Here is a 12,203-nt window from a genome sequence, read left to right as displayed (position 1 = left end):
ACCGGCGCGGCCGCCCCGGCACCCGCATCGCCTGGGCCGCGACGCTGGCCGCCGCGCGCGGCGCCGCGCTCGCGCCGGCGCATCTGCGCTTCCGGCCGCGCGCCGGCGCGCCGCGCGCGTTCCATTGCTTCGTGCTCGACTGCTCGGCGTCGATGCTCGACGGCGGCCGGCTCGCGCGCGCGAAGGGGCTGCTGGTGGGCCTGTTCGACGCGGCCGCGCGCGAGCGCGCCGAGGTGGCGCTGATCTGCTTCGGCGCGGGCCGTGCCGAGCGGCGCTTCGGGCCGGCCGTGCCGCGCTGGTGGAACGAGCGCTGGCTCGAGCCGGTGATGGGGGGCGGCGGCACGCCGCTCACGCTCGGCATCGACGCGGCGCGCGCGCTGCTCGCGCAACGGGCCCGGCGCCGGCCCGGCGCGCCGCGCTCGCTCTGGCTGCTGACCGACGGGCGCAGCGACGAGATGCCGGCGCGGCCCGCGCAGGCCGACGAGATCCACGTGATCGATTTCGACGATGCCGCCGTGCGGCTCGGCCGCGCCGAACGGCTGGCGCGTGCCTGGGCGGCGCGCTGGTGCCTGCCGACGGCGCTGATCCGCGCTTGAGGCGGGCGCGTCGGCCCGGTAGGCCGAGGCATTGACCGCAACTAACGGTTAGGCCATCGCACGCCTTGGCCACACTTCCACGCGATCGCTTCCGGCCTGCTCATGATTCCGGCTTGCAGGCGGTGGGCGGCGCTGCTGCCCGGCGGCGGCAAGCCCGTGCTCCCGCCTGGGCTTCCTGCCTCGCGGCGCGGCGCTCACAGCCCGCGCGCCACGCGCTGCGCGAGCGTGGTCAGATCGACGAGCAGCCGCGTCTCGCGCTTCGCGTCGAGCCGGTCCACCGGCACGCTGGTGCTCACGGCGATCCGCTTGCCCACCGAGGACACGCCCACCATCACCGCCAGGCACGCGAGCCCGGTGCAGGCTTCCTCGCGCTCGATCGCGTAGCCGCTCGCGCGCACGCCGGCCAGCGCCTCGATCAGCTCGGCGCGGCGCGTCACCGAGCGCTCGGTCAGCGCAGGCAGCCGCGCCGGCAGCAGCATCTGCACGGTTTCGTCGGCCAGGCTCGCGAGCAGCGCCTTGCCGAGCGCCGAGCAATGCGCGGGCAGCCGCGAGCCGATGTCGGAGACGAGCCGCACCGCGCGCGACGGGTCCTCGCGTGCGAGGTAGACCACCTCGGCGCGGTCGAGCACCGCCATCTGCACGGCCTCGTTGTGCTTCGCCACGAACCAGGCCGCCTCGCGGCGGAACGCGTCGAGCGTGAAGTCGGCGAGCAGATAGGTGCTGCCGATCTCGAACAGCGCGACGCCGATCGCATAGCCGTCGCCGATCTTCTCGATCCACTGCCGGCGTTCCAGCGCGTCGAGCGTCAGGTAGAGCGTGCTGCGCGGCATGCCGGTGAGCGCCAGCAGGTCGCGCGCCGAGGTCGGGCGGCGGGTGGACTTCAAGGCCTCGAGGATGTCGTGGACGCGGCCGATCGCGGGCACGTCATGGACTTTGTCGGGCTGGGCGGCTTGATCGGGCATCGGGACGGCTCGTGGAAGGAACGGGGCAGGCCGACGGCGGCGGGACAACGAGTCAGCACGAACTGTCGGCACGAACCGGCAGGACGGCGGCACGACGCGCCGGCCTGTCCAGCTGGCTGGATTATACGTTCGCAGGTTGGACAGGCCGGGCGCTTGGCCCTAGCATCGGCCGCACCCCGATCAAGGAGACAGGATTCATGACATCCCAGGCAGACAAGTTCACGATCGACGATTGCCTTCCCGCCGACCTCGGCCGCGCGCTGCTGGTCGGCCGCGTCTGGCGCAAGACGGCGAGCTTCGAGGGACCGTGCGTGGTGGCCGTGCGCGACGGCGAGGTGTTCGACATCACGGCCAGCGCGCCAACCACGGCCGACCTGTTCGACCTGCCCGATGCGGTCGAGGTGGCGCGCCGCGCCGAGGGCGAGCCGCTCGGCAGCGCGCGCGAGATACTCGCCGCGCAGCTCGGCGGCGGCCAACCCGCGATCCGGCTGCTCGCGCCGTGCGACGTGCAGGCCATCAAGGCCTGCGGCGTGACCTTCGCGGTGAGCCTGATCGAGCGCGTGATCGAGGAGCAGGCGGGCGGCGACGCGAGCCGTGCCGACGAGGTGCGCGCCACCATCGCGCGCGCGATCGGCACCGATCTTTCGCGCGTCGTGCCCGGCTCCGAGGCGGCGCTGCGGCTCAAGCGGGAGTTGCAGGATCGCGGAGTGTGGTCGCAGTACCTGGAGGTCGGGATCGGTCCCGATGCCGAGGTGTTCACGAAATCGCAGCCGATGTCGGCGGTGGGCTTCGGCAGCGAGGTCGGCCTGCTGCCGATCTCGACCTGGAACAACCCCGAGCCGGAAGTGGTGCTGGCGGTGAACGCGCGCGGCGAGGCGGTGGGCGCCACGCTCGGCAACGACGTGAACCTGCGCGACGTGGAGGGGCGCTCGGCGCTGCTGCTCGGCAAGTGCAAGGACAACAACGCGTCCTGCGCGATCGGACCGTTCGTGCGGCTGTTCGACGGCACGTTTACGATCGACACGGTGCGCGCTGCCTCGGTGGGGCTGCGCATCGACGGCAGCGACGGCTTCGAACTCGACGGCGTCAGCCACATGTCGGAGATCAGCCGCGATCCGCTCGACCTGGTCGCCCAGACCTGCGGCACCCATCACCAGTATCCGGACGGCTTCATGCTGTTCCTCGGCACGATGTTCTCGCCGATCAAGGACCGCGATCAGGCCGGGGCCGGCTTCACGCATCACCTCGGCGATCGCGTGACGATCTCCACGGCCTCGCTGGGCGCGCTCGTCAACCGCGTGTCGCTGTGTACCGAGGTGGCGCCCTGGCAGTTCGGCACGCGCGCGCTGTTCCGCAACCTGGCGGCGCGCGGGCTGGTGCGCTGAGCGGCGGCCGCCGCGAGCCTGGCCGGCTGCGTCAGTCGCCCGCGTAGGCGTCGGCGATCGCCTGGCCGGCCGCGTCGAGATCGACCGGATAGCGCAGCTGTTCGAGCGCGCCGCCATAGGCGACCAGGTTCGCATGCACCGCGTCGGCGCTGGCGCGCAGGCCGGTATGGTCGAGCCGCACGATCCGGCCGGCGATCTCGCCGGCCCCGGGCGCCAGCTCCACGCCGTGCCGGCGCGCGTGCGAGATCAGCGCCAGCGGGTCCACGCCGGGCGGCACCGGCGCGGCGGTGACGAGCGCCGAGGCGGCGTCGTCGTGCGCGATCCACGGCGGCACGCCGAGCGCGCGCAGCGCGGCGCGGCTCGCGCGCGCGGCCTGCGCGTGGCGCGCCACCATCCGCGCGATACCCTCGGCCTCGATGCGGTCGAGCGCGGCCTCCAGCGCCCAGAACTCGAGCGCGGACGGCGAACCCGGCAGCAGGCCGCGATCGCGCTGCAGCCAGCCGCGGCGCAGTGCGGCCAGCGACAGCGCGGACGGCGCGAAATCCGGCGCCGCCTCGATCTGCGCCCAGGCGCGCGCGCCGACCGCCACGGCCGACACGCCGGCCGGCCCCGCCAAGGCCTTCTGCGGCCCGATCACGGCCACGTCGATGCCGAGCGCGTCGAGTTCGAGCGCGTGGCCGCCGACCGAGGCCACCGCGTTGACGGCGAACAGCGCGTCGCGCGCGCGGGCCAGCGCGGCAAGGCCGGCGATCGGGTTGAGCGCGCCGCTCGACGATTCGGCATGCACCGCGGCCACGATGTCGACGCGCGCCAGCTCGTCGGCGCGGGCCTCGACGGCGCCGAGCGCAATCGCCTGGCCGGGCGCGGCCGTCACGTCATGGACGCTCACCCCGCCGCGCCGCAGCCAGGCGCCGAACCAGCGCCCGTAGCGGCTCGTGACGACGTTCACGGCGGTCAGGCCCGGGCGCGCCAGGCTGGTGGCGACGGCCTCCAGCGCGAACACGGCCTCGGCCTGCACGAACAGGATGTCGGCCGAGGTCGCGAGCAAATGGCGGAGGCGATCGGCGAGCCGCGCATAGCCATGCTCCGGATACCTGGGCAGGTCGAGCAGGCGGCGCGGATCGAAGCGGTTCATGGGCGACGGGTGGCAGAGGGGCGGGCGGCCTGAGCGCTCGCCCGGCGCGCCGCGAGGCCGGGCGCTTCGAGCCGGCGCGCGGCGGCCCGCCTCGGCGGCAGGCTGCGGCGGTGGGCCGAAACGGGCCGCACCTGCCCGAACCGGCCCAGTCTGTCACGGCCGGCCGCCGCCGCCCCGGTCCGGGCCGCAGCGGGCGCCGCATTTGCGAAGCGGCGCGCGCGTCAGTCGTAGAACCGCGGCGTATAGACCCATTCGCGCTCGCCGCGCACGAAGCGGCGCGTCTTCGACGAGCCGACGATCACCATCGTGCGCATGTCGACCTCGGCCGCGCTCAGCGCGCCGAGCGTCGTGCTGCGCAGCGCGGCGCCGGGCCGGCCGATGTCGCGGCCCAGCACCACGACGGTGTCGGCGGCGCGCACCGCGCGCACGATGTCGAGCGCGCGATCGAGCTGCCACGGACGGGCGCGCGACACCGGGTTGTAGAACGCCATCACCAGGTCGGCGCGCGCGGCGAGCGCGAGCCGCTCCTCGATCACGCTCCACGGCTTCAGGTTGTCCGACAGCGAGATCACGCAGAAATCATGGCCGAGCGGCGCGCCGGCCTGCGCGGCGGTGGCCAGCGCGGCCGACACGCCGGGCACCACATCGAGCGCGACGTCGGCCCAGGCCGCGTCGTCGCTGCCGTCGAGCGCCTCCAGCACCGCGGCAGCCATTGCGAACACGCCCGGATCGCCCGACGACACCACCGCCACGCGGCGCCCCCGCGCGGCCAGTTCGAACGCGTGCCGCGCGCGCTGCAATTCCTCGCGATTGTCGGTTTCGTGGACGCGTTGATCGGCGCGGAACGGGCCTGCCATGCGCACGTAGGTTGCGTAGCCGAGGATGTCGGTGGCCGCGGCGAGCGCGGCGCGCGCGGCCGGTGCCAGCAGTTCGGCGCTGCCGGGGCCGAGGCCGAGCACGGTCAGGCTGCCGCGCGCCTGGCCGAGCGCGTCGGCGTCGACGGGCGCGTTGGCCACCGCGATCGCGATTGGCATCGCGCGCGCCGCGTCGTGATCGGCCGAATCGGCTTGATCGCCGGAAGCGGCGGAAGCGGCGGGCAGGCGGGTCGCGGCGATCGCGGCCGCCGCGAGCGCCGCGTCGAGCAGCGCGCCGGCATCGGCACCGCGTTCGAGATGGTCTTCGGCAGTGGCAGCCGCCACGAAACGCAGCGGCACGCCGAGCGCGCGGGCGGCGCGTGCGAGCGTGGCGTCGCGCATCGCCCGGCGCGGCGCGACGAGCGCCGCGAGCGCGAGCGGGGCGAGCCCGGCCGCGGCCAGCGCGTCGAGCACGCGGGCCGCGAGCGGATCGGCGCGCGTCTCGAGGGCGGCATCCGCGCTCGGCGCGGGCAGCGGCCGCGCCGAGCCGGGGTGCGCCTCGGGCAACAGCGCCACCACCACGCTGCGCGGGTGGATCACGAGTTCGCCGGCGCCGCCGCCGGCCGTGCGCGGCGTGATGCGGATCGCATGCGAGGCGCCCGGGTCGAGCGGCAGCGCGACGCCGTCGAGCCACGGCGCCTCGCCGTCCACGCGCGTGCCGGCGCCCGCCAGCAGGTCCGACACGAAGCGCTTGCCGGCGCCGAGGTCGGCCAGCGCATAGCCGTCGGGCGGGTTCAGCACGCAGGCGCCGAACCGCAGCTCGCCGCTGGTGGTGATGGCGGGCGCCACCGCGAGCAGCGCGGCGATCTCGCGCGCGAACAGGTTCGCGCCGGTCAGCCCGCCCAGCAGCGGCACGACCGCGCTGCCGTCCTCGGCCACCGCCAGCACCGGCGGCTCGATGCCCTTGTCGGCGAGGCACGGCGCGACGCAGCGGATCACGATGCCGGCCGCGCACAGCGCGACGATCGGCGTGCCGCGTGCGTACAGTTCGCGCAGATGCGCGCCGAGTTCGGTGAACGCCAGGTCGCCTTGCGCGCGGCCCGCGAGCGCGTGGAGGGTGGCGCCCGCGTAGCGCGCGCGAATCCGCTCGGCCACCGGCAGCGCGCCGGCGCCGAGCACGACGATCGCCGGCGCGACGTTCAGCCTTGCCATTTTTCCCCCGGCACGACGAGCAGCGAAAAATACGGCGAGGCCATCGGGTCGACCTCGGCGAGCGGCACGATGCGCTGGTTCGTCATGGTCGCGCGTTCGACGTACAGCGCGCGCTTGGCGAGCCCGAGTTCCTCCAGCACGCGGCGCACCTTGTCGAAATTGCGGCCGAGCTTCATCACCACGGCCGCGTCGGCCTGCTCGAGCCGCGCGCGCAGCTGGTCGGCGGGCAGCACGCCCGAGAGCACCGACAGCGTCTGGTTGCGGTAGACGAGCGGCACGCCGAGCACGGCCGCGCCGCCGAGCATCGAGCACACGCCGGGCACCACCTCCGTCTCGTAGCGCTGCGCGAGCCGGTCGTGCAGATACATGTAGGAGCCGTAGAAGAGCGGATCGCCCTCGCAGATCACGGCTACGTCGCGGCCCGCGTCGAGGTGCCCGGCCACCACCTCGGCGGCGGTGTCGTAGAAGTCGGCGATGATGCGCTCGTAGCTGAGCGGCGGCGCGAGCGCCTCGGTGGTGACCGGATAGACCAGCGGCAGCTGATGCTGCGTCTCGCCCAGGTGCGCCTCGACGATGCCGTAGGCATTGCCTTTCTTGCCCTTGGCGACGAAGTAGGCCACCACCGGCGCGGCGCGCAGCAGGCGCACGGCCTTCAGGGTCAGTAGCTCGGGGTCGCCGGGGCCGACGCCGATGCCGAACAGCCGGCCGCGGGCGATGCCGGCGCGTGCGCGCGGGAGCGAATCCGACGGCAGCTTCATTCGACCTCCGCAGCCAGCGCGTTGACGGCGGCGGCGGCCATCGCGCTGCCGCCGCGCCGGCCCGCCACGGCCACGAACGGCACGCCGCGGCTGTCGGCCGCCAGCATCGCCTTCGATTCGGCCGCGCCGATGAAGCCGACCGGGAAGCCGAGGATCAGCGCCGGCTTGGGCGCCCCGGCATCGAGCATGTCGAGCAGGTGGAACAGCGCGGTGGGCGCGTTGCCGATCACCACCACGCTGCCGGCCAGACGCGGGCGCCACAGTTCCAGCGCGGCGGCCGAGCGCGTATTGCCGAGCCGGGCGGCGAGCGCGGCCACCTCGGGCTCGCCGAGCGTGCAGCAGACCGGGTTGGCGGCCGGCAGCCGCGCGCGCGTGATGCCTTCGGCCACCATCCGCGCGTCGCAGAGGATCGGCGCGCCGGCGGCGAGCGCCGCGCGTCCGGCCGTGCCGGCGCCGTCCGAGAAGCGCAGATCGGCGGCGATATCGACCATCCCGCACGCGTGTATCACGCGCACGGCGAGTTTTTCTAGGTCGGCCGGGATGGCCGTCAGATCCGCTTCGGCGCGGATCGTCGCGAACGATTGCCGGTAGATTTCGCGGCCATCGCGAAGGTAGTCGAGCATGCGAGTCAGTCCTGGGAGCGCCGCGGTGCGTCGAGCATCGCGGCGGCTTGGTCGATCGTCAGATGGCGTGCGGCGAGGCGGCCGAAGCCGGCCTCGCCGTCGCGCCGGTAAAGGTCGTAGCGGCCGGCCTCGACCGCCACCAGCGTGGCGGCGGCCGGCCATGGCTGCGCGCAGGCGCGCGCGCAGCCGCTCAGGTGCGCCTCGGCCGGCGCAGCCAGGCGCGCGGCCAGCGCCAGCGCGTCGGCCTTGGTGTCGGCCAGCGCGCGGCCGCAGCCGCGGCTGCCCGCGCAGGCGACCAGATGCGCGAGCGGCGCGGCGGCCGTGTCGATCAGGCCGAGCGCCGCCAGCGCGGCGAGCGTGGCCTCGGCTGCGGCGGCGCGCACGCCCGGCAGCAGCACGCTCTGCCACGGCGTGAAGCGCAGCGAGCCGTCGCCGTGGCGTTCGGCCAGCGCCGCGAGCGCGTCGAGCGTGGCCGCGTCGAGCCGGCCGAGCGGCACCTGGGCGCCGACCTGGCGCGTGGCCGGGTCCGCCTCCGGCTGCACCCCGAAGCGCCGCAGCGGTTCGGCGGCGGTCCGGCGCCAGCCGGCCAGCGCCGCGTCGCGGCGCGGCGCGAACCGCAGCCGCGCGGCCGCGTGCGCGAGCAGCGCGTCGGCCGGCAGCACGGCGAGCGCGTCGCGCAGCCGTTTCGCGTCGGCCGGCGCGTGCTCGACGAAGGCGAGCAGCAGCGCATGGGCGACGGCCACGACCTGCCCCGGCGCCACCGTGGCGAGCGCGGGCGCCGCGCCGGCCGCCACGGGCGGGCTGCCGGCCAGCCCGAACGCGTAGCGCAGCTCGCCGGCGGCGTCGCGCAGCGCGGCGAACCAGAGATCGTGCGGATGGTCGAGCGCGGCGAGCCGCTCGCCGCCGTCCAGCAGCAGCGAGCATTTCGGCGACAGCGCGGCGAAGCGCGGCTCGGTCTGCAGCATCGCCAGCAGCGCCGCGCCGAGCGAGCGCGTGTCGGCGAGCGCGCCGGGGTCGCGCCCGGCGGCCGGGCTCAGCATCACGTTGCGCAGGTCGTCGCGCAGCGCCGCCGTGGTCAGGTCGGCGCCGCCGTCGGGCAGCGGGCCGAGGCCGGCGTCGATCAGCGCGGCCGCGAGCGCGGCCTCGCGGCCGGCCCGCACGCCGCGGATCTGCAGGTTCGCGCGGTTGGTCGCGTCCAGCGCGCCCGAGGCGTGCGTGCGGGCCGCCGCCGCCAGCGCGCGGGCGGCGCGGGCGTCGAGCCGGCCGCCCGGCAGCCGCACGCGGCAGAGCCCGCCGTCCTTCGTCGCCACCACGCGCATCAGTCCTGGGCAGGCGCTCGGCCGGATCGCCGGCACCGCGGCCGCCGCAGCGGGCGCGGCGGCGCGGCGGCCGTCGGCGGGCCGATCGGTCGGCTGGGGGCTGCGGGTCGGACGAGGAGAGGATAAGGAACGAGTCAACGGCGTACCGGGTCGGGTCGCGGGCCGGCGGGAGACGGGCGCCCGCGGCTCGCGCGCGCCGTGTCGGCATCGGTTTACCCCGCCTGATGCCGGCCGGCACGCTCATCGGGCCGGCAGGTCTGCTGGCGCGCAGCTCGCCGCCGCGCGTCTTCCGGCATGCATCCCGCGGCATCGACGGGCGGCGCACTCGCTGCACGCGGTGGCGGGGGCAGCCGCAGCGGCGCGGCGAGCCACGCCCTGCGTTCCCTGTTAGGCCCGTTGGGCACCGGCGAACGAGGCTGTATTATGCCTGCTTTCGTTCGGCCGAGATACGCCGCGCGCGCCGCTCGGGCGCGCCCGAGCGGCGGCCGGCAACGCGGCGAGGGTGGGGCACGGATGGGGAACGGGGCATGACGGCGTGGCTGACGGTGGTCGGAATCGGTGACGACGGATTCGCGGGGCTCGGCAAGCCCGCACGGCGCGCGCTGATCGACGCGGCCGTGGTGATCGGCGGCGAGCGTCACCTGGCGATGCTGCCGGCCCGCCTGCGCGCGCGGCGCGAGCCGTGGCCGAAGCCGTTCGATCTCGCCGCGCTGCTGGCGCGGCGCGGCGAGGCCGTATGCGTGCTCGCGAGCGGCGACCCGATGTTCTACGGTGTCGGCGCGACGCTCGCGCGGCAACTGCCGGCAGAGGAGCTGCGCGTGCTGCCGGCGCCGTCGTCGGCCTCGCTGGCCGCGGCGCGGCTCGGCTGGGCGCTGCACGACTTGGAGGTCGTGTCGTGCGTCGGCCGTCCGCTCGCGGCGCTCGCGCGCCATCTGCATCATGGCCGGCGCCTGCTGGTGCTGAGCGCCGACGGCGCGACGCCGGCCGCGCTGGCGGCGCTGCTGGCCGAGGCCGGCTACGGCGCGACGCGCATGAGCGTGTTCGAGCATCTGGGCGGGCCCGACGAGCGCCGCATCGACGCGCTCGCGCGGGCCTGGCCCATGGCGCGCGTCGCCGCGCTGAACCTGATCGCGCTCGACTGCGCACGCGCGGCCGACACGCCCCCCGTGCCGCTCACGCCGGGCCTGCCCGACGATGCCTACCAGCACGACGGCCAGCTGACCAAGCGCGACATGCGCGCGATCACGCTGGGGCGGCTCGCGCCGACCCCGGGCGAGTTGCTGTGGGACGTGGGCGCGGGCTCCGGCTCGATCGGCATCGAATGGATGCGCGCGCATCCGTCCTGCATGGCGCTCGCCATCGAGGCCGACGCGGCGCGCCGCCAGACCATCGCGCTGAACCGCGACCGGCTCGGCGTGCCGGGGCTCGCGATCGTGGCGGGCCGCGCGCCCGAGGCGCTCGCCGGGCTCGCCGCGCCCGACGCGGTGTTCGTCGGCGGCGGGGGCAGCGAGCCCGGCGTGCTGGCCGCCTGCTGGGCCGCGCTGAAGCCGGGCGGGCGGCTGGTGGCCAACGCGGTGACGCTGCAGGCCGAGGCGGCGCTGCTCGACTGGCGCGACCGCCACGGCGGCACGCTCACGCGCGTCGCGCTCGCCGGCGCGGCGCCGCTGGGCGGCTTCGATACCTGGCGCCCGGCCTTGCCCGTCACGCTCTACGAGGTCCGCAAGCCGCTTGCGGAAGGCGGCGCATGAGCGGCACCGCGCCCGCCACCGCCCGCGCCGCCGCGCGCGTGCTGCTGCTCGGCGGCACCGGCGACGCGCTGGCGATCGCGCGCACGCTGCCGGCCGGCGACGTCTACAGCCTCGCCGGGCTCGGCAAGGTGCCCGACGATCTGGCCTGCGAGGTGCGCGTGGGCGGCTTCGGCGGCGCCGATGGGCTGGCCGCCTGGCTGCGCGGGGCAGGCATCGGCCTGGTGGCCGACGCCACCCATCCGTATGCCGCGCGCATCAGCGCGAACGCGGCGGCCGCCTGCGCGGCCACCGGCACGCCGTACTGGGCGCTGCGCCGCCCGGCCTGGGTCGCGCGCGACGGCGACGACTGGCGGCCGGTGCGCGACTGGGCTGGCGTGGCCGCCGCGATCGCGCCGTTCGCGCGGCCCTTCTTCACGCTCGGGCGCGAGCCGCTCGCCCATCTCGACGAGATTCCCCCGCACCAGCACTGGATCATCCGCTGCCTCGACGCGCATCCCGGCAACGCGCGCGCGCGCGTGATCGCCGCGCGCGGGCCCTTCGAGCCGGCCGGCGAGCGCGCGCTGTTCGCGCTCGCCGGGGTGGACGTGCTGGTCAGCAAGATGAGCGGCGGCGCGGCGACCGAGGCCAAGCTCGAGATCGCGCGCGAGCGGCGCATGCCGGTCGTGATGATCGAGCGGCCGGCGCTGCCCAAGGCCGGCCGAAGCTTTGACGAGCCGGCCGCGCTGGCCGACGCGCTGGCGGCGTGGCGCGCGGCATGATGCGGCGCGCGAGCGCCGCCCGCTCCGCGCATGCGCTGCCGGGCGCGCCGGCCGGCCCGGGCGCGCGGCGCCGCAGCCGGCCGGCGCCCTGCCATTCCAACGGAGAACACGACAGATGACGGTGTATTTCATCGGCGCGGGGCCGGGCGACCCCGAGCTGATCACGGTGAAGGGCCAGCGCCTCGTGCGCGCCTGCCCGGTGATCCTCTATGCCGGCTCGCTGGTGCCGGCCGCGGTGCTCGACGGCCATCGCGCCCACACGGTGGTCAACACGGCCGAGCTGGATCTGGACGCGATCGTCGCGCTGCTCGCCGATGCGCATGCGAAGGGGCAGGACGTGGCGCGCGTGCATTCCGGCGACCCCTCGCTGTACGGCGCGATCGGCGAACAGATCCGCCGCCTGCGCGCGCTCGGGATCGATTACCAGATCGTGCCCGGCGTGACCGCCACGGCGGCCTGCGCGGCCACCCTCGGCGTCGAGCTGACGCTGCCCGGCGTCGCGCAGACGGTGATCCTCACGCGCTACGCGGGCAAGACCACGATGCCGCAAGGCGAGGCGCTGAGCGGGCTCGCCGCGCACCGCGCGACGCTGGCGATCCACCTGGGCGTGCGGCATCTGGCGAAGATCGTCGAGGAGGTGCGCCCGCACTACGGCGACGACTGCCCGATCGCCGTGATCTATCGCGCGAGCTGGCCCGACGAGACGCGCGTGACGGGGACGCTGGCCGACATCGTCGGCAGGATCGCCGCCACCGCGATCGAGCGCACGGCGCTGATCCTGATCGGCCGCGTGCTCGACACCGACCGGTTCGACGAATCGACGCTCTACGCCAAGGGCTGAGCCGCGCCGCGC

Annotated in this window: 11 protein-coding genes; 5 read left to right on the top strand and 6 right to left on the bottom strand. The window is 75.7% G+C overall.

What is annotated here, in order from left to right; all coding sequences use genetic code 11:
• Window positions 1–26 precede the first annotated feature (26 nt).
• Window positions 27–596, top strand: coding sequence for a VWA domain-containing protein (locus KS03_RS25870; RefSeq protein ID WP_045678975.1), 570 nt, complete (start codon window positions 27–29; stop codon window positions 594–596).
• A 194-nt stretch (window positions 597–790) separates the two neighbouring features.
• Here the strand turns inward: KS03_RS25870 and KS03_RS25865 are convergent, their stop codons facing one another.
• The gene (locus KS03_RS25865) at window positions 791–1,558 is read right to left on the bottom strand and encodes an IclR family transcriptional regulator (RefSeq protein ID WP_015875865.1); all 768 of its coding nucleotides are present in this window, start codon (window positions 1,556–1,558) and stop codon (window positions 791–793) included.
• 197 nt (window positions 1,559–1,755) lie between these two features.
• Here KS03_RS25865 and KS03_RS25860 point away from each other — a divergent pair, with 197 nt between their 5' ends.
• Window positions 1,756–2,943 (top strand): fumarylacetoacetate hydrolase family protein, encoded by a 1,188-nt coding sequence (locus tag KS03_RS25860; protein ID WP_015875864.1) that lies wholly within the window; start codon window positions 1,756–1,758, stop codon window positions 2,941–2,943.
• Window positions 2,944–2,974: 31 nt separating this feature from the next.
• On the opposite strand, the gene KS03_RS25855 is transcribed toward KS03_RS25860, so the two are convergent.
• The 5 genes from KS03_RS25855 to cobG form a co-directional block, all read right to left on the bottom strand.
• Window positions 2,975–4,078 (bottom strand): aminotransferase class V-fold PLP-dependent enzyme, encoded by a 1,104-nt coding sequence (locus KS03_RS25855; RefSeq protein ID WP_015875863.1) that lies wholly within the window; start codon window positions 4,076–4,078, stop codon window positions 2,975–2,977.
• Between the two features lie 221 nt (window positions 4,079–4,299).
• Window positions 4,300–6,135 (bottom strand): precorrin-3B C(17)-methyltransferase, encoded by a 1,836-nt coding sequence (gene cobJ, locus KS03_RS25850; RefSeq protein ID WP_162486903.1) that lies wholly within the window; start codon window positions 6,133–6,135, stop codon window positions 4,300–4,302.
• A complete protein-coding gene (locus KS03_RS25845) occupies window positions 6,132–6,902 on the bottom strand; it encodes a precorrin-2 C(20)-methyltransferase (protein ID WP_015875861.1) in 771 nt (256 codons plus the stop codon). The genes cobJ and KS03_RS25845 overlap by 4 nt, the downstream gene beginning before the upstream one ends.
• Entirely contained in the window at window positions 6,899–7,525 is a 627-nt protein-coding gene (locus KS03_RS25840; protein WP_015875860.1) for a precorrin-8X methylmutase, read from the bottom strand. The genes KS03_RS25845 and KS03_RS25840 overlap by 4 nt, the downstream gene beginning before the upstream one ends.
• A 5-nt stretch (window positions 7,526–7,530) precedes the next feature.
• A complete protein-coding gene (cobG, locus tag KS03_RS25835) occupies window positions 7,531–8,844 on the bottom strand; it encodes a precorrin-3B synthase (protein ID WP_015875859.1) in 1,314 nt (437 codons plus the stop codon).
• Between the two features lie 527 nt (window positions 8,845–9,371).
• On the opposite strand from cobG, the gene KS03_RS25830 reads away from it, so the two are divergent.
• From KS03_RS25830 to cobM, 3 genes are all read left to right on the top strand, one after another.
• On the top strand, window positions 9,372–10,592 hold the full coding sequence (locus tag KS03_RS25830) for a bifunctional cobalt-precorrin-7 (C(5))-methyltransferase/cobalt-precorrin-6B (C(15))-methyltransferase (RefSeq protein WP_015875858.1): 1,221 nt from the start codon (window positions 9,372–9,374) through the stop codon (window positions 10,590–10,592).
• The gene (locus KS03_RS25825; RefSeq protein ID WP_015875857.1) at window positions 10,589–11,350 is read left to right on the top strand and encodes a cobalt-precorrin-6A reductase; all 762 of its coding nucleotides are present in this window, start codon (window positions 10,589–10,591) and stop codon (window positions 11,348–11,350) included. The genes KS03_RS25830 and KS03_RS25825 overlap by 4 nt, the downstream gene beginning before the upstream one ends.
• 115 nt (window positions 11,351–11,465) lie before the next feature.
• Window positions 11,466–12,191 (top strand): precorrin-4 C(11)-methyltransferase, encoded by a 726-nt coding sequence (cobM, locus tag KS03_RS25820; protein WP_015875856.1) that lies wholly within the window; start codon window positions 11,466–11,468, stop codon window positions 12,189–12,191.
• The last annotated feature ends 12 nt before the right edge of the window (window positions 12,192–12,203 follow it).

Origin of the sequence: Burkholderia glumae LMG 2196 = ATCC 33617 (assembly GCF_000960995.1) — a bacterium.
Lineage (GTDB): Bacteria > Pseudomonadota > Gammaproteobacteria > Burkholderiales > Burkholderiaceae > Burkholderia > Burkholderia glumae.
This window is presented reverse-complemented; position numbering and strand designations above follow the sequence as displayed.

Coding starts and splice junctions, on each gene's coding strand:
- KS03_RS25865 (WP_015875865.1), bottom strand. CDS start 1,558: ATGCCCGATCAAGCCGCCCAGCCCGACAAAGTCCATGACGTGCCCGCG.
- KS03_RS25860 (WP_015875864.1), top strand. CDS start 1,756: ATGACATCCCAGGCAGACAAGTTCACGATCGACGATTGCCTTCCCGCC.
- KS03_RS25855 (WP_015875863.1), bottom strand. CDS start 4,078: ATGAACCGCTTCGATCCGCGCCGCCTGCTCGACCTGCCCAGGTATCCG.
- KS03_RS25845 (WP_015875861.1), bottom strand. CDS start 6,902: ATGAAGCTGCCGTCGGATTCGCTCCCGCGCGCACGCGCCGGCATCGCC.
- KS03_RS25840 (WP_015875860.1), bottom strand. CDS start 7,525: ATGCTCGACTACCTTCGCGATGGCCGCGAAATCTACCGGCAATCGTTC.
- cobG (WP_015875859.1), bottom strand. CDS start 8,844: ATGCGCGTGGTGGCGACGAAGGACGGCGGGCTCTGCCGCGTGCGGCTG.
- KS03_RS25830 (WP_015875858.1), top strand. CDS start 9,372: ATGACGGCGTGGCTGACGGTGGTCGGAATCGGTGACGACGGATTCGCG.
- KS03_RS25825 (WP_015875857.1), top strand. CDS start 10,589: ATGAGCGGCACCGCGCCCGCCACCGCCCGCGCCGCCGCGCGCGTGCTG.
- cobM (WP_015875856.1), top strand. CDS start 11,466: ATGACGGTGTATTTCATCGGCGCGGGGCCGGGCGACCCCGAGCTGATC.